Origin of the sequence: Nonomuraea marmarensis, assembly GCF_043197025.1 — a bacterium.
Classification (GTDB): domain Bacteria; phylum Actinomycetota; class Actinomycetes; order Streptosporangiales; family Streptosporangiaceae; genus Nonomuraea; species Nonomuraea marmarensis.
Window position 1 is genome coordinate 191,422 of the sequence record NZ_JBICRM010000014.1, and the last position, 21,800, is coordinate 213,221.

At 69.4% G+C, this 21,800-nt stretch carries 20 protein-coding genes and 1 pseudogene; 14 read left to right on the plus strand and 7 right to left on the minus strand.

Annotated elements, in window-relative coordinates:
* Positions 1-24 precede the first annotated feature (24 nt).
* The 4 genes from ACFLIM_RS24080 to ACFLIM_RS24095 are packed head-to-tail and all read left to right on the plus strand — an operon-like array spanning position 25 to position 3,942.
* Positions 25-774, plus strand: coding sequence for a ribonuclease activity regulator RraA (locus tag ACFLIM_RS24080; protein WP_393168988.1), 750 nt, complete (start codon positions 25-27; stop codon positions 772-774).
* Between the two features lie 28 nt (positions 775-802).
* Positions 803-1,960: a mandelate racemase/muconate lactonizing enzyme family protein gene (locus ACFLIM_RS24085; RefSeq protein ID WP_393168990.1), complete on the plus strand. Its 1,158-nt coding sequence runs from the start codon at positions 803-805 to the stop codon at positions 1,958-1,960.
* Between the two features lie 45 nt (positions 1,961-2,005).
* Positions 2,006-2,944, plus strand: coding sequence for an aldo/keto reductase (locus ACFLIM_RS24090; protein ID WP_393168992.1), 939 nt, complete (start codon positions 2,006-2,008; stop codon positions 2,942-2,944).
* A complete protein-coding gene (locus tag ACFLIM_RS24095; protein ID WP_393168994.1) occupies positions 2,941-3,942 on the plus strand; it encodes a Gfo/Idh/MocA family protein in 1,002 nt (333 codons plus the stop codon). Before ACFLIM_RS24090 ends, ACFLIM_RS24095 begins: the two co-directional genes overlap by 4 nt.
* Before the next feature lie 10 nt (positions 3,943-3,952).
* On the opposite strand, the gene ACFLIM_RS24100 is transcribed toward ACFLIM_RS24095, so the two are convergent.
* Positions 3,953-4,288, minus strand: coding sequence for a fibronectin type III-like domain-contianing protein (locus ACFLIM_RS24100; RefSeq protein WP_393168996.1), 336 nt, complete (start codon positions 4,286-4,288; stop codon positions 3,953-3,955).
* Positions 4,176-5,195: an NAD-dependent epimerase/dehydratase family protein gene (locus ACFLIM_RS24105; RefSeq protein ID WP_393168998.1), complete on the minus strand. Its 1,020-nt coding sequence runs from the start codon at positions 5,193-5,195 to the stop codon at positions 4,176-4,178. Before ACFLIM_RS24105 ends, ACFLIM_RS24100 begins: the two co-directional genes overlap by 113 nt.
* A gap of 269 nt (positions 5,196-5,464) precedes the next feature.
* Here ACFLIM_RS24105 and ACFLIM_RS24110 point away from each other — a divergent pair, with 269 nt between their 5' ends.
* Positions 5,465-6,349 carry an NAD-dependent epimerase/dehydratase family protein gene (locus ACFLIM_RS24110; RefSeq protein WP_393169000.1) on the plus strand — a complete coding sequence of 295 codons (885 nt, stop codon included), beginning with the start codon at positions 5,465-5,467 and terminating at the stop codon, positions 6,347-6,349.
* Between the two features lie 21 nt (positions 6,350-6,370).
* On the opposite strand, the gene ACFLIM_RS24115 is transcribed toward ACFLIM_RS24110, so the two are convergent.
* Positions 6,371-7,459 (minus strand): LacI family DNA-binding transcriptional regulator, encoded by a 1,089-nt coding sequence (locus tag ACFLIM_RS24115; RefSeq protein WP_393169002.1) that lies wholly within the window; start codon positions 7,457-7,459, stop codon positions 6,371-6,373.
* Between the two features lie 415 nt (positions 7,460-7,874).
* Here ACFLIM_RS24115 and ACFLIM_RS24120 point away from each other — a divergent pair, with 415 nt between their 5' ends.
* The 8 genes and pseudogenes from ACFLIM_RS24120 (at position 7,875) to ACFLIM_RS24155 (ending at position 16,918) form a co-directional block, all read left to right on the plus strand.
* Positions 7,875-9,251 (plus strand): ABC transporter substrate-binding protein, encoded by a 1,377-nt coding sequence (locus ACFLIM_RS24120; RefSeq protein WP_393169004.1) that lies wholly within the window; start codon positions 7,875-7,877, stop codon positions 9,249-9,251.
* Between the two features lie 16 nt (positions 9,252-9,267).
* Entirely contained in the window at positions 9,268-10,218 is a 951-nt protein-coding gene (locus ACFLIM_RS24125; protein ID WP_393169006.1) for a carbohydrate ABC transporter permease, read from the plus strand.
* Complete coding sequence (locus ACFLIM_RS24130; protein WP_393169008.1) at positions 10,211-10,999, plus strand: carbohydrate ABC transporter permease; 789 nt, start codon at positions 10,211-10,213, stop codon at positions 10,997-10,999. Before ACFLIM_RS24125 ends, ACFLIM_RS24130 begins: the two co-directional genes overlap by 8 nt.
* A 19-nt stretch (positions 11,000-11,018) precedes the next feature.
* Entirely contained in the window at positions 11,019-12,389 is a 1,371-nt protein-coding gene (locus ACFLIM_RS24135) for a glycoside hydrolase family 5 protein (protein ID WP_393169010.1), read from the plus strand.
* Positions 12,390-12,472: 83 nt separating this feature from the next.
* A pseudogene (locus tag ACFLIM_RS24140) lies at positions 12,473-12,679 on the plus strand (hypothetical protein); the annotation flags it as partial.
* Between the two features lie 148 nt (positions 12,680-12,827).
* Positions 12,828-13,130: a hypothetical protein gene (locus ACFLIM_RS24145; RefSeq protein ID WP_393169012.1), complete on the plus strand. Its 303-nt coding sequence runs from the start codon at positions 12,828-12,830 to the stop codon at positions 13,128-13,130.
* Positions 13,131-13,423: 293 nt separating this feature from the next.
* Complete coding sequence (locus ACFLIM_RS24150; protein ID WP_393169014.1) at positions 13,424-15,499, plus strand: SpoIIE family protein phosphatase; 2,076 nt, start codon at positions 13,424-13,426, stop codon at positions 15,497-15,499.
* A 216-nt stretch (positions 15,500-15,715) separates the two neighbouring features.
* Positions 15,716-16,918, plus strand: coding sequence for an acyltransferase family protein (locus tag ACFLIM_RS24155; RefSeq protein ID WP_393169016.1), 1,203 nt, complete (start codon positions 15,716-15,718; stop codon positions 16,916-16,918).
* Between the two features lie 15 nt (positions 16,919-16,933).
* Here ACFLIM_RS24155 and ACFLIM_RS24160 read toward each other — a convergent pair whose 3' ends face one another.
* The 3 genes from ACFLIM_RS24160 to ACFLIM_RS24170 form a co-directional block, all read right to left on the minus strand.
* On the minus strand, positions 16,934-17,758 hold the full coding sequence (locus ACFLIM_RS24160) for a glycerophosphodiester phosphodiesterase (protein ID WP_393169018.1): 825 nt from the start codon (positions 17,756-17,758) through the stop codon (positions 16,934-16,936).
* A gap of 153 nt (positions 17,759-17,911) precedes the next feature.
* Positions 17,912-18,724 carry an alpha/beta fold hydrolase gene (locus ACFLIM_RS24165; protein ID WP_393169019.1) on the minus strand — a complete coding sequence of 271 codons (813 nt, stop codon included), beginning with the start codon at positions 18,722-18,724 and terminating at the stop codon, positions 17,912-17,914.
* A gap of 139 nt (positions 18,725-18,863) precedes the next feature.
* Complete coding sequence (locus ACFLIM_RS24170) at positions 18,864-19,481, minus strand: helix-turn-helix domain-containing protein (RefSeq protein ID WP_393169021.1); 618 nt, start codon at positions 19,479-19,481, stop codon at positions 18,864-18,866.
* A 328-nt stretch (positions 19,482-19,809) separates the two neighbouring features.
* Here ACFLIM_RS24170 and ACFLIM_RS24175 point away from each other — a divergent pair, with 328 nt between their 5' ends.
* The gene (locus tag ACFLIM_RS24175) at positions 19,810-20,487 is read left to right on the plus strand and encodes a response regulator transcription factor (RefSeq protein ID WP_393169023.1); all 678 of its coding nucleotides are present in this window, start codon (positions 19,810-19,812) and stop codon (positions 20,485-20,487) included.
* On the opposite strand, the gene ACFLIM_RS24180 is transcribed toward ACFLIM_RS24175, so the two are convergent.
* Complete coding sequence (locus ACFLIM_RS24180) at positions 20,475-21,776, minus strand: sensor histidine kinase (RefSeq protein ID WP_393169025.1); 1,302 nt, start codon at positions 21,774-21,776, stop codon at positions 20,475-20,477. The genes ACFLIM_RS24175 and ACFLIM_RS24180 overlap by 13 nt on opposite strands.
* Positions 21,777-21,800: the final 24 nt, after the last annotated feature.

Here is a 21,800-nt window from a genome sequence, read left to right on the forward strand (position 1 = left end):
GCTCGCGACCGAAAGAGAACCGACGTGATTGAGACTCACGACATCGTCCGCCCTCCCGAGGAGCTCGTCGCCGGTCTGGCGGCCATCGGAAGCGCGACCGCGAGCAGCGAGCTCAACCGGCTCGGGGTCCGCAGCGCGCACATCCGCGGCCCGGTCTCGTTCACGCCGGGCGCCAGCCTCGCCGGTCCCGCGCTGACCCTCCAGTTCATGCCCAAGCGCGAGGACCTGTACCAGGTCGACGAGTACGCCGAGCCGGAGAAGCAGTTGCACCGGCACGTCCTGTACCACACCCAGCCGGGAGACATCGTGGTGGTGGACGCGCGCGGCGACATGGCAAGCGGCGTCTTCGGCGAGATGATGATGATCTACTTCAAGAGCCGGGGCGGCCTCGGCGTGGTCGTCGACGGCTGCATCCGCGACCTCGGCAAGGTGCGGAACCTCGGCCTGGGGCTGTGGCTGCGCGGGACCACGCCGAACTTCCACTCGCAGACCGACATCTTCCCCACGGCCGTCAACGTGCCCGTCGCGTGCGGCAACACGGTCGTGGTGCCGGGCGACATCATCGTCGCCGACGACGACGGCGCGGTGGTCGTACCGATCAAGCTCGCGCCGGCGCTGCTGGCGGAGGCGGGCAGCCACGCGGAGTGGGAGGAGTTCTCTCGCCTGCGGCTGTCGCAGGGCGGCGACCTGCGCACCTACTACCCGCTGTCCGAGGAGGCCCGGCCCGAGTACGAACTCTGGCGGGAGGCGCGCAACGGGGACGCCTCCGCCTGACGCGGCGGTCAAGTGAGAGGATGCGCGGATGAAGATCGTGGAGCTCGTTCCCTGGCTGATCCGGTCGGGCGGTTCCTACTGGGGGGAGTTCCTGTTCGTCCAGGTGCGGACAGACGAGGGCGTCGACGGCTGGGGCGAGATCACCACGACGACGCGCACCGCCAACCGCGCGGTCGCCGGCATGGTACGGCAGGCCACCGAGCTGCTCGCCGGCGACGACCCCGCCAAGATCGAGGACATCTGGCACAAGGTGTTCCGGGCGTTCACCTACATGGGCAGCCGCGGCGCCGGGACGAACGTGACCAGCGCGATCGACATCGCCCTGTGGGACATTCGCGGCAAGGTGCTCGGCCTGCCGGTCTGCGACCTGCTCGGCGGCACGGTCCGCGACGACCTGCTCCTCTACACCCACCCCGACCAGCACCGCTTCGGCACCCGTGACGGAGTCGAGGACGAGATCAGGAAGATCGTCGACTCCGGGCACACCGCCATCAAGTTCGACCCGTTCCCGCACGAACCCGGCGCTCCGGAGAGCAACGACCGCTACCTCGACGGCCGGCTGAGCCGCGCGATGGAGCACGAGGCGATGGAGCTGACCGCGCTCATCCGCGAGATCGCCGGACCCGAGGTGGAGCTGCTGATCGACGCGCACGGCCGGTTCGACGTGCCCACGGCCATCCGGCTGGGCCAGGCCCTGGACGACGTGGGCGGCATCCACTGGTACGAGGAGCCGGTGCCGCCGGAGAGCCACCACGCGCTCAAGCAGGTACGCGATCGGGTGCGGGTGCCGATCTCGGTGGGGGAGCGCCTGCACACCCGGTGGGACTTCGTCCCCGTCTTCGAGAACGAGCTGGCGGACTTCGCCATGCCCGACGTGACCTGGACCGGCGGGATCTCCGAGCTCAAGAAGATCGCCACGCTGGCCGAGGCGTACTACGTGCCGGTCTCCCCGCACGACGCGAGCGGGCCGGTCAACCTGGTGGCCGGCGGTCACGTGATGATCACCGTGCCGAACTTCTACCGCATCGAGTCCAGCAGCTACGACCTGCGGTCGTACAACCGGTTCCTGCGTACGCCGCTTGACAACAGCGGCGGCCGGCTCAAGCTGCCGGCGGGCCCCGGGCTGGGGCTGGACTTCGACATGGACTACCTGCGCGCACACGCCCAGGACGGCTTCGGCGGCTGAACCCCCTGTCATACGGGGGCCAGACGTGAGGAAAGGACGAGGAGCATGCTCACCAAGCGCCCCCTGGGCTCCACCGGGCTGCTGGTCCCGCCGCTGTGCATCGGCACCAGCGCGATCGGCAGCATCCCGGGCATCTACGGCTACGAGGTGGACCGCGACCAGGCCCTGCGCACCCTGCGCGCGGTGTTCGACGGGCCAGTACGGTTCCTGGACACCTCGAACGGCTACGGCGGGGGAGAGAGCGAGAAACGCATCGGCGCGGTGCTGCGCGAGATCGGCGGCGTGCCCGGCGACTTCCTGCTGAGCACCAAGGTCGACCCCGACGCGAGCGGCGACTTCTCCGGCCGTCGGGTCCGGGCGTCGCTCGCCGAGAGCATGGAACGCCTCGGCATGGACCACCTGCCGCTGGTCTACCTGCACGACCCGGAACGCATCACCTTCGACCAGGCCACCGCCGCCGGAGGCCCGGTCGAGGCGCTCGTACAGGCCCAGGCCGAAGGGCTGATCGACCACATCGGGGTGGCCGGCGGGCCGGTGGCCATGCTGCAGCGTTTCGTGAGCCTCGGGGTGTTCCAGTCGGTCATCACGCACAACCGGTTCACGCTGCTCGACCGGTCGGCCGAGCCGCTGCTGGACCAGTGCGCCGGGGCCGGTGTCGCGGTGCTCAACGCCGCGCCGTTCGGGGGCGGCATGCTCGTCAAAGGCCCCGACGCGGCGCCGCGGTACGCGTACCGGATGGCGCCGGAGGACGTCCGGGACAGCGCCGCCGGGATGTGGCGCGCCTGCGAGCGGGCCGGCGTGCCGCTGGCCGCCGCGGCGCTGCAGTTCTCCACGCGCGATCCGCGGATCACCACGACCGTCGTGGGCATCACCCGGCCGGAACGCCTCGACCACACGCTGGAGCTCGCCGCGCTCGACATCCCCGACGAGCTGTGGACAGAACTGGACAAGCTGACTCCGCCGAGGGAGACGTGGTTGCAGTGACAACGCAAACTCAGACGTCCGAGCCGCTCCGCTGGGGGATCCTCGGCACCGGCGGCATCGCCGGCATGTTCGCCGATGACCTGCGCCTCTCCGGCGCCGGCGAGCTGGTGGCGGTCGCCTCCCGCTCCGCCGAGCGGGCCGCGGCCTTCGCCGCACGGACCTCCGCGCCCCGGTTCCACGCCGGCCACGCGGAGCTGCTCGCGTCGGACGACATCGACGCCGTGTACATCGCGGTGCCGCACACCGTGCACCGGGACGTGGCCGTGGCGGCCATCGAGTCCGGCAAGGCCGTCCTGGTGGAGAAGCCGTTCACGGTCAACCGCGCCCAGGCGGAGGAGCTGGTGAAGCTGGCGCGCTCGCACGGGGTGTTCCTGATGGAGGCCATGTGGACGCGCTTCCTGCCGCACATGGTCCGGATCCGCGAGCTGCTCGCGCAGGGCCGGCTCGGCGACGTCCGGCTGGTGACCGCCGAGCACGGCGTGTGGTTCCGCAGGAACCCGGCGCACCGGATGTTCGACCCGCACCTGGGCGGCGGCGCGCTGCTCGACCTGGGGGTCTATCCGCTGTCGTTCATGTCCATGGTGCTCGGCCCGCCCGCCTCCGTGCAGGCGGCCACGCACTTCGGCGACACGGGGGTGGACGGGCAGACGGCGGTGGTGCTCGGCTACGAGCAGGGCCGCCAGGCGGTGGCGACGACCTCGATGCAGGCCTGGCTGCCCAACCGGGCCACGATCGCGGGGACGGACGCGCGCATCGACATCGACACCATGTGGTACCGGGCGACGACGTTCACGCTGACCGCGCGCACCGGCGCGACGGAGCGTTTTGAGTTCCCCGTGCCGGGCAGCGGGCTGCGCTTCCAGACCGAGGAGGTGGCGCGGTGCGTGCGGGCGGGACTGCTGGAGAGCCCGGTGCTGCCGCTGGACGAGGTCTGCCAGATCATGGGCACGATGGACGAGGTACGGGCCCAGGTCGGCCTGCGCTATCCGGGCGAATGACCCGTACGGGTCAGCCCTGAATGACGCTCGCTACCATCACCCGGTCGAAGCCGACGTGCCTGCGCGGCCCGGTCATCGAGACGGGAATGGCCGCGCGGATGTCGGCGCTGGAGGCCCCGACACGCAGCTCGACCTCACCGGGATCCACCTGCCGCCGCCCCGCCGCCCCGGTGTAGGAGGTCTGGTCGGCGTGCAGCGAGAGGGTGACCTCGCGCGTCTCCCCTGGAGCCGCGTCACGGTGCCAGCTTCGCCACCGCGGCCACCGCGGCCTGGTGGCCTTCGACCAGACGCCCCAGCAGCGCGTCGGTCTCGGGGTTCGGCCGAGCGTGCTCGGCGTGGCCGGCACGCCACTCCAGCAGCCGCCTGGCGCCGGCCGGCCAGGTGATCGCCGGCCGGAACGACGGGACGAATCGCTTGATCTTGGTGTTGTCGAACACCGCGCTGTGCGACAGGTCACCGATGATCAGGTTGGACCAGAACCAGTCGGGGGCCACGACCGGCAGGAACTCCGAGGGCAGGTGCAGCAGCCGGGCCCGCGTCCCCGCCGTCCGCCCGATGATGTCGTAGATCTCGTTCCAGGTGAGCGCCTCGTCGGAGGTGATGTGGAAGTCCTCGCCGATCGCCTGCCAGTTCCCGATCAGCCCGGCGAGGCCCACGGCGAAGTCCTCCGCGTGCGTCAGGGTCCACAGGCTGGTGCCGTCGCCGGGAACGACCAGCTCGTCGCCGCGCACGATCCGGTCCCAGGCGGTCCAGTCGCCGGGCAGCGGCGGGCGGGCGTCGTCGTAGGTGTGCGAGGGCCGCACGATGGTGACCGGGAAGTCGCGCTCCTCGTACGCGCGCCGCAGGACGTCCTCGGCGGCGATCTTCTCCTGGGCGTAGGTCAGGTAGGGGTTGTGCCGCGTGGTCGACTCCACGAACGGCACCCGCCGGACCGGCTTGTGGTACATCGAGGCGGTGCTGATGTGGATGTACTGACCCGTACGGCCTGCCAGCAGGTCCACGGCGGCCGAGGCGTCCTTTGCGTCATAGCTGAGGAAGTTGACCACACAGTCGTAGGAGGCGCCGTCGAGGGCCTGGCGCATCGACTCCGGGTCCTGGACGTCGCCGGTGATCGTGGTGACGCCGTCGGGGAGGGGCCGGACGCCGGCGGTGCGGCCGCGGTTCAGGACGTGGACGTCCATGTCCTGGCGCACCGACTCGGCCACGCAGGACGAGCTGATCGTGCCGGTGCCGCCGATGTAGAGAACCTTCACTACGAGTCTCCGGATCTGTGAGTGGTCCTGATGCGATCAGCCCTGGATGCCATGGAGAAATGTTTCGGAAAAGTCTCCGAAACTTCTACAGCTCAGAGCCAACGTAGAACCGCATGTCGAAGGACGTCAAGGGTGTCAACGGTCGGGAATTCTTTGACGTACCCGTATCTTCGCCTGTCAGATGGCTGCTGGCCACGACCGAACCACCCGCGGTGTTTCGATGATTACTATCGATACTCTCACCCGTACCCATCGACAACATCGTGAAAGTGAGGCCGGCCGTGAACATCGCGGTGACAGGGGCGAACGGCAAGGCCGGGCGCGCCGTGGTCCAGGATCTGCTCGCCCACGGACACGACGTCCGCGCCGTCGACGTGACCGGAGCGCCGGGCGACCGCGGCGGTTTCTACCAGGAGCTGGGCACCCCGCTGCTGCGCGCCGACCTGACGGACTTCGGCGACACCGTCGACGCGCTGACCGGGATGGACGCCGTGGTCCACCTCGCGGCCATCCCCGCGCCGGGCTTCTACACCGACGCCCGCACGTTCACCGGCAACACCGCCATGAACAGCAACGTCTTCCTCGCCGCGGCCAAGCTCGGCACCCGCCGGATCGTGTGGACGTCGAGCGAGACCACGCTGGGATTCCCGTTCGGGCCGCAGGCCCCGCCGCGCTACCTGCCCGTGGACGAGGACCACTACCCGCACCCCAACTCGGCGTACGCGTTGTCGAAGGTGATCGGGGAGACGCTGGCCGAGCACATCTCCTCGTGGTCCGGCATCCCGATCGTCGGCTTGCGGCTGTCGAACGTGCACGATGCCGCCGACTACCGGAAGCTCCCGTCCTGCTGGGCCGATCCGCTGGAACGGGCGTTCAACCTGTGGAGCTACGTCGACGTCCGCGACGTCGCCCAGGCCTGCCGCCGGGCGCTGCTCGCCGAGGTCACGGGCGCCCCGGCGTACATCATCGCCGCGCGGGACACGCTGATGGACCGGCCCTCGGCCGAGCTGGCCGCGTCGATGTTCCCGGACGTGCCGGCACACCGTCCGCTGGAGGCGTACGAGAGCCTGCTGAGCAGCGCCAGGGCGCGTGACGAGCTGGGCTACGAGCCGCAGTACTCCTGGCGCGACGTGCTCGGCGTGCCGCTGCCGTGACCCGCACCGCCGCCCGCCGTCTCACCTGCGGCGGCGCGGCGGTTTCCACGGCGCCGTGCTCTCCCGCACCACCAGGCGGGTGGACAGTTCGAGGCGCAGCGGGTGCTCGCCCGGCAAGTGCGTGGTCTCCAGCACATTCCGTACGGCCAGCACGGCCATCTGGGCGAGCGGCTGCCTGACGGTGGTCAGCCGCGGCGTCATCCACTCGCACATGTCCACGTCGTCGAAGCCGACCACGCTGAGATCGTCGGGGATGCGCAGGCCCCTGGCGTGGGCTTCGTCGTATACCCCCGTCGCCTGCTGGTCGGACCCGGCGAAGATGGCGGTGGGAGGTTCGGGCAGGTCGAGCAGTTCGGCCGCGCCGCGGCGGCCGCCCCCGGCGTAGAAGTCGCCCTGCCGGACCAGGTCCGCGTCGGGGGACAGCCCGGCCCGGCCGAGCGCGGCCCGATAGCCGTCGAGGCGTTCCAGGCCGCACCGGACGTCGTCGGGCCCGGTGATCATGCCGATGCGGCGGTGGCCCAGCTCGGTCAGGTGCTCGGTGGCCGCGAAGCCGCCCGCGTAGTTGGTGGCGCCGATGGTCGGGACGTTCTGGTCGTACCCGCCCATCTGGTCGATGACGACGAAGGGGGCGTCGATCGAGCGCAGCCGCTCGGGGGCTATCTGGCGGGTGCTGCTCGACAGCACGAGCACCACGCCGTCGGTCTGCCGCGAGGCGAGGGTCTTGAACCACTCGCGCGGGTGGGCCTGCCGGTCGTGGGTGACGGTCAGGACCAGGCGGGTGCCCAGCCGGTACGCCTCCTGCTCGGCGCCGCGCAGCAGCTCGCAGGCCCACGCGGTGTCGAGCTCGGTGATCACGAAATCCACGAGGCCGGCCCTGCCCGGCTCGGACCGGCCGCGGCGCTCGTAGCCCGTCGAGGCCAGGGCGTCCTCGACCCTGCGGCGGGTCTCCGGGCCGACCGCGTCACGGCCGTTGAGCACCTTGCTCACGGTCGGCGCGGACACGCCCGCCTCCCGGGCGACCATCGCGATGGTCACGCGGTCGCCGATGGCGCGCCGCGGCGCGCCCCGCACCCGCCTGCGCACCGTCGTGCTCTCGTGTTCGGTCGCCACGACACCTCTCACCATGATGTTCGGAAACTTTCTATCACCGTAGCATCGCTGACAACGGGCACGTAGACCACGCGGGCGATGGGATTCCCGCAGCGTGAGCGGCAGATGGCCGTGACGCGATCCGGTGGGCCACCCGGGTCCGCCCCAAGGGCGAGAGGACGGTCGGCAGTGCATCCTTCGAAACTTCTCGGAAACGAATTCGGGCGAAGTTCTTGACACTGTCCTTCGCACGGTGTTTCGCTGCTCACGAGCAAGGACACTTTCCGAAACTTTCGGATACCGACAGAGCCGTCCGGCTTTCGTCGTTCGGTCGTTCTGTCCGCATGAGCCCAAGGCACCCCCGTCGCTTCCGTTCCGGAGGGCGGCTCGGCGTCGAAACGACCAGTACGTGCCATCACGTGCAAGGAGAGATCACATGCTGGGATCCCCTCGAGCCAGGAAGCGCCGTCTCACCGGAGCCGTGGCCTTGTTCATGGCCACCGGGCTGACGCTTGCCGGGTGTGCGGGTGGAGCTTCGACCGAGACCGCGGACAAGGGCTCGGCAGACTCGGGCGACATCACCTGGTGGGGGTGGACACCCGACGCCGCGCCCGCCGAGGCGTACATCAAGGCGTTCAACAAGGTGCATCCGAACATCAAGGTCACCTTCAAGAAGCTGACCATCGACGGCTACGACGCGGCGATCCGGCCGGCGCTGGCCTCGTCGGTCGGCCCGGACGTCTTCGCCGTCGCGCCCGGGGCGGCCAACGGCGCGGTCGGCATCTACGGTGTCAACGCCGTCGACCTCACGCCCGCCGTGCAGAAGACCCTGGGGACGGACTGGAAGTCCAAGCTGGCCCCGATCGGGGTGTCGAGCCTGACCACGGACGGCAAGCTCGCCGCCATGTCGGTCGGGTCGGTCTTCTCCGGAACGGTCTGGGTCAACAAGGACCTGTTCGACAAGTACGGGCTGACCCCACCCAAGACGTACGACGAGTGGAAGAAGGTCTGCGCGGCCTTCAAGTCGCACGATGTCGGCTGCTTCGTGCAGGGCGCCGGGCAGCCGGCGTTCAACGAGGACACGCTGCAGGCGATCACCGACAACGTCCAGCCGGGCGTGTGGGAGAAGGCGCTGAAGGGCGAGGCCAAGTGGACCGACCCGGCCGTCGTCAAGGCGCTGACCATCTGGAAGCGGCTGTTCGACGACGGGATCATGCAGGAGGGCGCGCTCGGCGTGCAACAGTACCCGGACGCCAACAACGGCTTCATGTCCGGCAAGTACGCGATGGTCATGATGGGCACCTGGTACATGCAGTACTCCACGGTGGAAGGCAACACGGCCGCCATCTCCGGGGCCGGCGTCGCGAGCCCGAAGCCGTTCACCCAGATCCCCATCCCGTTCCCGGACGTGGCGGGCACCGGCCACGTCGGGGCCCTCTACGGTGACGCGGACTTCGGGCTGGCCGTGAACAAGAAGTCCAAGTCCATCGCCGCCGCAACGACCTTCGTCACCTGGCTCGGGACCTCGCAGGACGGCCAGCAGGCCGTGGCCGACATCCTCAACGACATCCCGGCGCTGACCAGCGCCCAGCCGAACTGGGACGCCGTCAAGCTGGTCAACCCCTCCGTGCAGCAGCCGGCGCTGGAGAAGCTGATCAAGGACTCGGGCCAGTCGAGCGAGCCCCGCCTGGCGACGGTGAGCGCCGACCTGCAGACCGCGATCGGCGTCGCGTCCACCACCGTGGCCGCCGGGCAGGCGACGCCGGAGCAGGCCGCGGCGACCCTGCAGACCACGGCCGAGAAGATCAAGTAGCCGCGCGGGAAGACCCATGACCTCCATCACCTCGCAGAAGGACGGGACGCGCCGTCCGCCGTCCACCGCGATCTCCCCGCCGCGCCGAGCCAGGAGCCTGCGCCCCTCGGGCCTGCCGTGGATCACGCCTGCTTTCGTGCTCGTCGTCGGCCTCATCTACTACTGCATCATCGAGACCGGTTACCTCTCCACGCTGGACTGGGACGGCACGAGCCCGACCCCCACCGCGGTGGGAGCGCGCAACTACACCGAGATCCTGAGCGACCCCGTCTTCTGGCTCGCCCTCTGGCACACGGTCGTCTTCTTCGTCGTCACCTTCGCCGTGCAGACCCTCGTCGGGTTCGTCTTCGCGGCGGTGCTGCACTCGAAGATCAGGCTCACCGCCGTCTACAAGGTGCTCGTGTTCACGCCGGTGGTCATCGCGCCGGCCACGATGGCGCCGGTGTTCCGGCAGATGTTCGCCGCCGACGGCCAGCTCAACTGGGCCCTGGAGCACATCGGCCTCGGCTTCCTGGCCCAGCCGTGGCTGGCCCAGTCGAGTACAGCGATGCCGGTCATCATGTTCATCACCGTCTGGGAGTTCACCGGCCTGACGTTCGTCCTCTACTACGCGGCGATGGGTCAGATCGACCCGGAGACCCTGGAAGCCGCGCGCACCGACGGGGCCGGCAACCTCCGGATCCTGGTGAGCATCGTCTGGCCGGGAGTCAGGGGGACGACGGTGGCGCTGGGGATGCTCGGCGTGATCGGGGCGCTGAAGACGTTCGACGTGCCGTACCTGGTGACCATCGGCGGGCCCAACTACAGCACGGAGTTCCTCGGCACCTACATCTACCGGGTCAGCATCCCGCAGGCCCATGTCGGTTACGGGGCGGCCCTGTCGATCATGCTGCTCGTCCTGGCGTTGCTCGGCGCGATCGCCGTCGCCACCCGTGCCAACAGAAAGGACCGTGAGCCCGGTGTTTGAAGCCCGTCGCCGCTCGACCAGGCTGCTGCTCCAGCTCCTCGCCACCCTGCTGATCATCCCGTACGTGTTCCCGCTGGTCGCCATGGTCCAGGGGTCGCTGGCGGGCGAGGGACTGGGCAACTACCGGGCGGTGTTCGCGGTCGGCGCGGTCGGGACGTTCTTCAGGAACAGCGCCGTCATCGCCGTCTCGACGATCCTGATCGTGTACGTCCTGACCATGTTCGCCGCGTTCGGGTTCTCCAAGCTGCACATCCGCGGCAAGGAGGTCTACTTCTGGATGATCCTGGCCGCGCTCACGCTGCCCGAGGTCGTCCTGCTCACGCCACTGTTCGCCACCACCCTGGCCCTGGGCGTGTACGACACCTACTGGGCGGTCGTGCTGCCGCTGGCGGCGCTGCAGATTCCCTTCGCCGTGCTGCTCGCCCGCAAGTTCATCGATGGCGTGCCCGATTCGCTGTTCGACGCCGCGCGGGTCGACGGCGCCGGCATCTTCACGGCCTTCCGCTACATCGTCCTGCCGTTGACGCGGCCCATCGGCGCGGCCATCGTCGTGCTGACGCTGATCGGCGCCTGGAACTCCTACCTGCTGCCGCTGGTCCTCATCCAGGACCCGGCCAAGCAGACGATCACGCTGCTGCCGCAGTTCTTCGTCAGCCAGTTCAGTAACGACCAGACCAAGGTCCTGGCCAGCGCGGTGATCACCGCGATCCCCGAGATCGCGGCCTACCTGTGCCTGCAGGGTCTCTTCGAGCGCGGCCTGGCGGCCGGCGCCCTCAAATAGCAGATGGGGAACAGAGGACATGACGTTTCTGCGTACCGCCGGCCGTCGGTTCGTCGACGAGACGGACACCGCCGTACGCCTGCGGGGAGTCGCCGTGGGCGGCTGGCTGAACATGGAGAACTTCATCACCGGCTATTCCGGTAACGAATCGCTGATGCGGAGCACGGTCCGCGCGGTGCTCGGCGACGACCGTTATGAGCTCTTCTTCGAGCGGCTGCTGACCGCGTTCTTCGCTGACGAGGACGCGAAACTGCTGGCCGACGCCGGCCTGAACTGCGTGCGGTTCCCGGTCAACTATCGTCATTTCGAGGACGACAGCAAGCCGTTCGCGTTCAAGGAGGACGGGTTCCGGCACCTGGACCGGGCCATCGAGGCGTGCGCGCGGCACGGGATCTACTCGGTCGTCGACCTGCACGCGCTGCCGGGCTCGCAGAATCACCACTGGCACTCGGACAACCCCACGCACCGGCCCGCATTCTGGGACCACCCCCATTTCCAGGATCGGGTGGTGGCGATGTGGGAGCATATCGCGGACCACTACAAGGACAATCCGTGGGTGGCCGGGTACAACCCGATCAACGAACCCGCGGACGAATCGCGGGCCGTGGTCGGGCCTTTCTACCGCCGCCTGGTCGAGGCCATTCGCAAGGTCGACAACCGTCACATCCTGTTCCTCGACGGAAACACGTACTCGACGGAGTTCGACATCTTCGCCGAACCGTGGGAGAACACCGTCTACGTCTGCCACGATTACGCCGCCCCCGGCCTGGGCCGGGGCGGAGACTACCCCGGCCGCACCGATGGCAAATACTTCGACAAAGCGGCGCTCGAAGCCAAGTACGCCGAGCGCACCGAATACAGCCGCCGTACCGGGACCCCGGTCTGGGTGGGGGAGTTCGGCCCCATCTACACCGGTGACGAGCGGGTCGACGCCATGCGCCGGCAACTCCTCGACGACCAGCTCGACATCTACCGCCGCGACGGAGCCGGCTGGTCGATCTGGATGTACAAGGATCTCGGACGGCAGGGCGTGGTCATGGTCCGGCCGGACTCCGCGTACCTGACCCGATTCGGCGACTTCGTGGCGAAGAAGAACCGCCTGGGCGCCGACCAGTGGGGCAGCGACGGCCAGGGTGTCGTCGAGGTGACCGAGCCGTTCCAAGCCATGATCGCACGCGAGTTCCCCTCGTTCGAGCCTTACCCGTGGGGCCGCTTCGACTGGGTCCGTACCCTCATCCTGAACCTCACGGTCGCCCAGCCCCTGGCGTACGAGTACGCCGAGCTGTTCCGCGGACTCGGCGACGACGACCTGATCGCTCTGGCCGACTCGTTCGCGCTCGGCGACTGCGACGTCCGAACCTCCCTCCTCGACCAGCTCCGCACCGGCTGACCCGGGGTTTTCCCACCGTCACTCCCACAGGGGGAGCCGGCGTCTCCGGGCGGTGATGCAGCTCGCCGACCGCGGCGACCGCCCGCCTGCTCACCGACAGGATCACCCTGTTGTTCCCGCTCGCGACGCTGATCGGCACGGCCTGCGGCCTGGCCGGAGTGCAGATCTCAGCCGTCTGGAACATCGCCGGCGCGTCCATCGCCCTGCTCGCCGGTCTCGTTTTCACTCTCGCTTTTCTCTTCTCCCCGGTACGAGAGGGGCAACGGCGCATTACTCCGTTGTCGTCCTAAACAGATTTATTTCCTGGTAACAGGGAAATGCTATTTCCGCCAAAGCTTGGCAAAGGATAAGGAGACCTGTTTTTCCCTCCGGGTGATTGTGCCGTGCGAATGCGGACGGTAATTTCGCAGCGATTGGCCACCTGAGAATGGAGGAACAATGGCTGTTACCGCTGAGCACCGCCCACACGGCGAACACGGTCACAAGCATGGCGACGGCTGCGGTCACGTCGCCGTCCCGCATCAAGACCACACCGACTACGTGCATGACGGGCATGTGCACCGCCCGCACGACGGGCACTTCGACGAGTGCGACGCCACCGGCCATGCCCAGCACGACGGGCATGCGCACCAGCACGAGCCGGGCTGTGGCCATGTGGCGATCCCGCACCAGGATCACATGGACTACGTGCATGACGGGCACCGGCACGCTTGGCACGACGGGCATTGGGACGATCACTGACGCTTCCGCCCCGTACCGGTGGCCACTCCCACCGGAGACGAAGATCACGTCCTGCGCCGGCAGGTGCGCACGTACATCCGGGACGTTCGGCATGCTGAAGAGTGCCAGGTGGGCGGACGTCGCCGAGGTGGCGAGAGGCGGCTACTTATGAGCTGATGTCTTGCGCTTTGGCCCCCGTTTACCCGGATACACCGATAATTTCCTGATTGAGGGGATGGCCGGCGACATAACAGTCTGCGCTCGGGGGAGCGCGGACCGCGTCCAAGGGGCGCTGGGGGCGGGGGAAGCCAAGGGTGAGCAGCGCGGATACACGGCTGTCCGGAGGCCTGCCGCTGGACATGTTCGACTCCGTTCCCGTGGGGATCGCCGCGACCAGCGGAACCGACCATCGGCTCGTCTACACCAACCACGCCTACCAGAAGATCGTCGGCGAACGCACGCGCAGCCTGCCCGGCCGCGAGGTGTTCAGCGACCTACGCCCGCTGGGCTACGTCTCGCAACTCGACCAGGTGCTGGAAACCGGGCAGACGATCACTCTGAGCGAGGTCCCGTTCGAGTTCCGCGACAAGGGTCAACCCTGGCGCGAGCGCTATGCCTCGGCGAGCATGTCGAAGATCTCGCTGGCGTCCGGCGAAGGCGGCGTGCTGATCGTCATCACGGAGGTCACCGACCATGTCGTCCCGGAGCTGGAGTTCGGGGCCGTCCAGACCAGAGCCATCCAGCGCTACCAGAGCCTCCTGCAGATCGATACCCAGGCGGTGTGGGTGGGCGATCGTCTGGGCCGGATAACCGAGCCGAGTCCCGGGTGGCAGCGGCTCAGCGGACAGACCTGGGAGGAATACCGAGGCGACGGGTGGCTGCAGGTCATCCATCCCGACGACCGCGCGCCGTCCGAGGAGGCGGCTTACCAGGCGATGTTGCGGCAGAGCCACCTGGAGCAGGTCTACCGGCTGGTGATGCCGGACGGCACGTACCGGCATATCCGATCGCGTGCCGTGCCCGTCATCGAGGACGGCGAGGTCGTCGAGTGGGTCGGCGCCTGCGCCGACATCGAGCAGGAGTGGCAGGACGCCCGGCGCAGGACGCTGCTCGACCAGACCGCGGCGGCGACCCAGGACGTGGCCGATCTGGAGGAGGTGCTGGACATGCTCTCCAAGGTGATCGTCCCGACCCTGGCGGACGGATGCGGCATCTACCTCCTTCCCCAGTTCGCGGACGACGACCAGTCGATCTCCCGGCCGTTCATCGCCGAACGGGCGATCACCACCAATCGGGAAGGGATGCCCCCGCCCCGGATGCGGCGTACCGAGCGCTTCGAACCTGACAGCGGCTTCGCCGATGTGATCAGGACCCGCCGCCCGGTCCGCCATGTCTTCCCCAGCGGAGCTCCCCCACCCGGCGTGGTGCCGACGGGGGCCGAGGACTTCTTCGTCAGAGCCGGAATCAACAGCATGGCCCTCGTGCCGGTGTTCGTCGACGGTGCGGTGGCCGCGATCGTCGACGTCACAGTCAGTGGCGACCGCGAACCGCTAAGCGCCGCCGATGTCGACCTCCTGGGCCGGATGTTCGCCCACGCCCACGCTCACCTCAGCAACGCACTGCGGTTCCAGCACACCCAGCGGGTGGCCCTGGCGCTGCAGCACTATCTGCTTCCCGACCCGCCTGAGCTGCCCGGGCTCGAGATCACCGCCCGCTACCGGCCGAGCGTCACCACCGCCGAGATCGGCGGAGACTGGTACGACTCCTTCCTGCTCCCCGACGGCGCCGCCATCCTGACCATCGGCGACGTCGCCGGACACGACCTTGCCGCCGCGGTCACCATGAGCCAGCTGCGCAACATGCTCCGCGGCCTTGCCATGGACCGGCGTGAACCCCCTGGCGACATCCTGAGCCGCCTCAACGTCGCCACTGAGGTCTTCCATCGCGAAGGCACGGCGACCTGCGTCCTCGCCCGCCTGGAAGGCGGTGACGACGGAGAGTGGCGGCTCAACTACTCCGTCGCCGGGCACCCGCCACCGCTGCTGGTCACCCACGACGGTGCGGCCGCCTACCTCGAGGACGCCGGCAACCCGCTTCTCGGCCTGAACGGCGGCGAGCCGCGCACCAGCGCCGTCGCGGCGCTGCCCGCGGGCGGCACCCTGCTGCTCTACACCGACGGCCTCGTGGAGGTGCCCAGTGAGGACATCGACGTGGGACTGGAACGCCTGCGCGGGCACGCCGCCTCGCTGTCCCGCGCACCCCTCGACGTCTTCTCGGACGAGCTGCTCGCCCGGATGCCCGTAGCGAACAAGGACGACATCGCCATGATCGCCGTGCGGCTCCCCGAGGCGGGACGTTTCGACCTGCTTCGGCCGGCCTTGCGCGCCTAGACTCCCGCTCCCCGCCGTAGGGCCGTGCCCGCACCTGCCGCTACTCGCGCCGCCTGCCGTACAGGCCGACCGACAGCGAGACGCCCAATGCGGCCAGGGCGACCTGGATGCCGAGCTCGATCCAGTCGATGCCCGCGGTGTCGGCAACCCCGAGAGCGGATGCGAACGCGGTCGATGAGTCCGTCAGCGGATCACCACTCCGATACGTTGGGGCATATGGCGATCGCCCCTCCTGAAGCCCCACAAGTGGTGCAGACGGCGCCTCCCAGGCTGGCCTGGCTGGATGCGCTGCGCGGCATCGGCGCCCTCGCGGTCGTCGGCGAGCACCTGACGACCTGGGCCATGCCCTGGTTACGGCCCACCTCGCTCAACCTGGGCGTGTACGGCGTGCTGGTGTTCTTCCTGGTCAGCGGATACATCATCCCGACCTCGCTGGAACGGCACGGCGACGTGCGGGCCTTCTGGATCGGCCGCGTCTTCCGCCTCTACCCGCTCTACCTCGCGGTCATCGGCCTGGTCCTGGCCCTGTCATGGTGGATCCCCATCCGCCAGGAGGTGCCCAGGGACGCCTCCTCGGTGGCCGCGCACGCCACGATGCTGATGGACGCGGTGGGCGCGGCCGGGGTGCTGAACACCATGTGGACGCTGTCGTACGAGATGGTCTTCTATCTGCTGGTCGTCGCGCTGTTCGTGGCCGGTGTACGCGACCGTCGCGGCCTGCTCCCGGTCTTGCTCGGGGTGATCGCCCTCGTGGCGGGCATCGCGCTGTCCGGGGCGCCGCTGTCGGGCGGGTGGCTGGCCTGGCTGTCGTTCGGGGTGTTCGTCATCGGCCTGACGTGTGTGATCTCAGGACACGCGCGTACGGCCGGAGCCTGCGTCCTGGGCGTCATGGCGCTGGCGCTGGTCCTGTTGGGCAGCCACGTCCCGTGGTTCGGCGTGGCGATCCTCGCGATCATGTTCACCGGCACCGCGATCCGCCGGTGGGAACGCGGCGAAGGCCCGCTGTGGCCGGTGGCCATCGCCGTCTTGCTGGTGACCTCGATTCCCCTCTGGGCGATCAACGCCGGCTGGTGGTGGGTGCAGCCGGACGTGTGGAGCCTGACCATCGTCCTGGCGGGCGCCACCTTCGCGACCGCCATGGCCTGGAGAGCCCGTCGCATTCCTGCCTTCCTCGCCTGGCTCGGCACGATCAGCTATTCCCTCTACCTGGTCCATCTGCCGCTCCTCCTCGTCGTCATGCGGCTGGCGGGGGAGATGCGCTGGTCACCCCTGCCCGCGCAGATCGGCATCAGCGTGATCTTCGTCGGCCTGCTCCTGCCGGCAAGCTGGCTGAGTCACCGGTTTCTGGAGCGGCCCCTGCAACGCGTCGGCCGACGCCTGTCCGACCGGTACTCCAGCACCGCACGCGCGATGGCATGACGACGCGCGCCTGGCCTAGGAGCGGAGCAGATCGCGTAGGACGTCGGGTTTGTTGGTGATGATGCCGTCCACGCGGTAGGTCAGCAGGCGGCGCATGACCCCCGGGTCGTCGACTGTCCAGGTGAGGACCTGCATGCCGAGGTGGTGCACGCGGCGTACGTAGGCGGCGGTCAGCGTGGTGTGCGGCGGGTTGATCTGGTCGGCGAACTTCGCCAGCTCGGGCAGCTGGGCCGTGGACGGCGTGCCCAGGAGCCCGATCGGTACGTCGGGCAGGAGCTTGTGGAAGGTCCGCATCGAGTCCCATTCGAACGACTGCACCGCCAGCCGTCCCGGCGCGAGCCAGCCGGGATGGCGGCGCAGCTCGTCCGCGACGCGGTCCTCGATGCCCGGGTAGAGTTCCGGGGCCTTGATCTCCAGCAGCAGGCCCATTCCCGACCCGCCCATCGCGCGCAGCGCCTCGCCCAGCGTGGGCACGCGCTCGTCGGCGAACTTGCCGCCGAACCACGAGCCGGCGTCCAGCTTGCGGATCTGTTTGAGCGTGAGGTCGCCGACGTTCCACGGGGACAGGCCGGGGAAGACGCGCTCCACGTCGGTGGTGCGCGACAGCGTCGTGTCGTGCATCAGGACCAGTTCGTGATCCTTGGTCTCTTGTACGTCGAGCTCGAACAGGTCGGCCCGTTGCCTGCCGGCCAGCTGGAAGGCCGCGACCGTGTTCTCGGGCGCGTACGCCGAGGCGCCCCGGTGGGCGACGTTGGTGACCGTCGCGGCGGCGGCCGCGGTGGACGGCGCGATCACGAACGTGAGTGCGGTCGCGAGGGTGAGGGCGAGTCGTCTGAGCATGGGTCTCCTCGGGTGGAGAGAGGCCTGCGACTCGACGGTGACCGCGCTACATGACTGTTAGTTGAGATCGGAGTAGCCCTGCGGTGCCGGGCGGATGAGCAATCGATCGGGCGTGACCTGCATGCTGGGCGCCCTGGGGAAGCGGCCGCGGGCTCAGGCGCGCTCTCCGCCGGCCAAGAAGGCGGCCAGTGCGGGGGCCAGGGCTTCGGCGGTGACATTGTGCGTCTGGTCGGGCAGGGCGCGCAGGCCGGCCTGGGGGAGGAGGCCGGAGACCGCGCGGGCGGCGTTCACGAGCCAGGACTCGCTCGCCCCGCCGTACAGCACGAGTGTGGGGACGGAGGCGGAGGACCAGCGGTCGCGCGGGAGGGGGCGACCGGTCATCGTGTCCGCCATGATGCGGCCGTCATAGGCGGTGGTCGGGGCGATGGCCTCCAACGCGGCCCAGATCGGATCGGCCTTCATTCCGGCGACGAACTCCGCCGGGAAGCCGGCCGCCGTGCTGAAGAACAGTTCCAGTGCCTCGCCGCGACGTCCCTCGGCCAGGAGGGCGTCGAGGCGTTCCAGGTAGTCGCCGGGTACGGCCGGGCGGCTGTCGTCGACCACGAACGGGGGCTCGTACAGGGTCAGCCGGATGATGGGCAGCCCGGCGGCGGCCGCGTCCAGGGCGAGCACCGCGCCCGAGGAGAAGCCGAGGACGTGGGCCGTTCCGCCTGCCTCGGCGATGAGCGCCCCCAGGTCCTCGATCTCGCGGTCCACGCTGTAGGGGGAGGTGTCGCCGCTGTCTCCGCGACCCCTGCGGTCGTACGCGTAGACCGTGTGGGACGCGCCGAGCAGATCGCCGAGCTGGGGTCCGAGCGGGTTGAACGCCCGGTACGAGGAGGCGCCGTCCACGAGGATCAGCGGCGTGCCCTCGCCGTGGCGTTCGAACGCGATGGGGGTGCCGTCCTTGGAGGTGACGGTGTTCATGGCTGATCTCCAGAGTCTCTCGGTGATGGGGTCTACTTGCGGGCGCAGGTCAGCGCGACCACGCCGGACGACCTTCCTGTTCCAGGGCGGCGGTCGGCCCGATGGCCGCGCCTGGGAGAGGCTAGGTGGGAACGAGTGCTCAGGTCTTGTACAGAAGCGACAGCGGCTCCGACGGATCCCGGTCGCTCAACTGCGTGGCGGTCCGCCCGACATAACGGGTCAGCGACCGCGCCAGGTGGGGTTGGTCGAAGTATCCGAGCCGGTGGATCACGTCGTGGGCCGGCACACCGTCCCGGATCAGGACCGCCGCTTGCCTGGCACGATCGATCTGCCGGACGGCACCGCGGGTGAGTCCGGTCGCCGCCACGAAGCGCCGCTGGAGGGTGCGCTCGGACACGTCCGGCGACGCGCCACGAAGCACCGCGGCAACGATCGGGTCGCAGTCCAGAACACCCTCACGCACCAGCCGCCGTACGAACGCCTCGGCGTTGTCGTAGTCGGGACGGTGCCAGGCGGAACCCTTCAGCCAGAACGATCTGCGCGTCGCATCGGGGATCTCCGCAGAACCGTCGACGAGCCGGTTGATCGGAAGATGCGGCATCGACGTGCCGAGCGAGAAGCTGATCCCGAAGAACGTGGCGTCTTCGGGAACGGGGGCCGGACTCGCCTTCGTCTCCGGCCCTTGAACGGCCACGTTGACCCGACCGCGGTGCTCCCAGAAGACCAGATCCCAATGCGCTGCCGCAATCGACGTCATCCGGTCGACGTCATCGCTGCGGCTCCGCCACACCCGCGCGATGTACGGCGAATCGGACGGTCGACTCTCGACTTCCAAGCCCATCCGAGTCATCCCCTCTCGCTCTACTGGCGCCGGGCAGGCAGTGTGGGAATCAGTTCGCGTCTCAGACCCTACGTCGATGGCACAGCTCGGGCTGACCTGGGGAGGCCCTACCGTCTCGTTGATCAGGATGTCCGCGCGGGTTATCTGCACCCCCTCTGATGGTCGAAGTCACGTGGGCCACAGGTCCAGGGGAGTCGAGTCAGGCGATGTCAGGCGCATACCCGCAGTACGTACGATCGGCAGCATGACATGTGTGCTGGTCGTGGAGGACGATCTGATCATCAGGTCTGAGCTGGTCGAGGCGCTGGCGGCGCAGGGGTACGACGCGGAGCCGGCCGCGTCGGGAGCCGAGGGGCTGGAGACGGCCGATCGGCACCAGCCGGATCTCGTCCTGCTGGATCTTGGGCTGCCCGATCTGGACGGGGTGGCGTTGTGCCGGCGGTTGCGGTCGAGGGTGCCGGACACGGTGATCGTCGTTCTCACGGCTCGTACGCAGGAGTTCGAGGTGGTGGTGGCGCTGGACGCGGGTGCTGACGACTACCTGACCAAGCCGTTCCGGTTGACCGAGTTGATGGCCAGGATCCGTGCCCACCTGCGGCGGCGTGGCCCCGCACAGGGGGAGCGCATGGTGACCGCCGGGCGGTTGCGGCTCGACCTGCCCGCCCGGCGCGCGTACGTCGGGGAGGCGGAGGTGGCGTTGCGGCCGAAGGAGTTCGATCTGCTGGCGGCGCTGGTGAGCCGGGCGGGCGAGGTGGTGACGCGTGAGCAGCTCATGGACGAGGTGTGGGACGAGAACTGGTTCGGCCCCACCAAGACGCTGGACGTGCACGTGTTCGCGCTGCGTCGCAAGCTGGCCGAGCACGGCGAGGGGATGGAGCGGATCGTCACGGTGCGGGGGCGCGGTTACCGCTATGAGCCCTGACCGGGCAGCAGCAGGCTGAACAGCGGTGGCCTGGCTCGGCTGAGCACCAGCCTGCCGCCCTCGGCCTCGGCCAGCGAGCGGGCCAGAGCGAGGCCGATGCCGTGGCTGTGGCCGCTGGATCTGAGGAAGGGGTCCGCCCCTTCGGCCAAGCCGGGCCCGTTATCGCTCACCTCTATGGCCAGCCCGGGGCCCACGTCGGAAACGGTGACCGCGACCTCGCCGTGGCCGTGGCGCAGCGCGTTGTCGAGCAGGACGCGCAGGATCTGCCGCACGGCCGCGGGCTGGGCCGTCACGGGCGGCAGTCCAGGCTCCACGGTGATGGTCAGGCGGCGGCCCTGCTCGGCCAGCGGGCCGTGCCACTCTTGCTGGATCTCCTCCATCAGCCCGCTGACGTCGAGCTGTTCGGTCGGCACGCGGCTGTCGCGGCTGAGCCGTACCAGATCGTCGATGACCTCCTGCAGCCGCTCGCCCCTGGCCAGCGCGGCCCGGACCGCCAGCGCCAGGTCCGCGCCGGGGCGGGACAAGGACGATTCCAGGCCCAGCAGCAGGCCGGTCAGGCCGGTGCGGAGCTGGTGCGAGACGTCCGCGCTGAAGGCCCGCTCGCGGGCGAGCACGTCACCGAGGCGGTGCGCGGTCGATTCCAGGGCCTGTCCCGCCTGGTCGGCCTCGCGCAGCCCGGAGGGGGAGGCGCGGACGCTGAAGTCGCCGCCGCCGAGTGCCTGCGCCGCGGCGGTCAGCCGCTCCAGCGGGGCGGCGAGCCAGGCGGACTGGCGCACGGCCACGCCCGCGGCCAGCGCGATCACGATGAGCGCGAGCCCGCCCACCAGCAGCCACGCCTGATGAATGCGGTCCTCGACCTGTGAGTTCGGCGTCGCCACCCGGATGACCAGCGCTGGGCCCTCGTCGGAGGGGACGGGTGCGGACACGGCCAGGAAGCCGCCCTCCACGTTGTCGTGGACGCGGCCGTCCTTGCTGGAGGCGGCCAGGCTGGAGTGGGCGGGACCGTCACCGAACAGCCGGGCGCCGGCCAGGGTGTAGCCGCCGATGGCCAGGTCGCCCGGCAGGCCCGTCGGTAGTCTCAACGGCACCCGCACATCACGGTCGGCCTCGTCGGGGACGGCGGTGGCGACCCAGGCGGCGTCGCGTTGCAGGGAGGCCACCGTCTGGTCGTGGTAGAGCAGGCTCACCGCGACCGCCAGCGGCACCAAGAAGAGCGCGACGGCCAAGGCGGTCACGCTCACGATCATCACCAGCACCCGCCGCCGCAGCGGGACACCTTGCGCCGTCACCCTTCCAGGGTGGCAGAGGCAAGG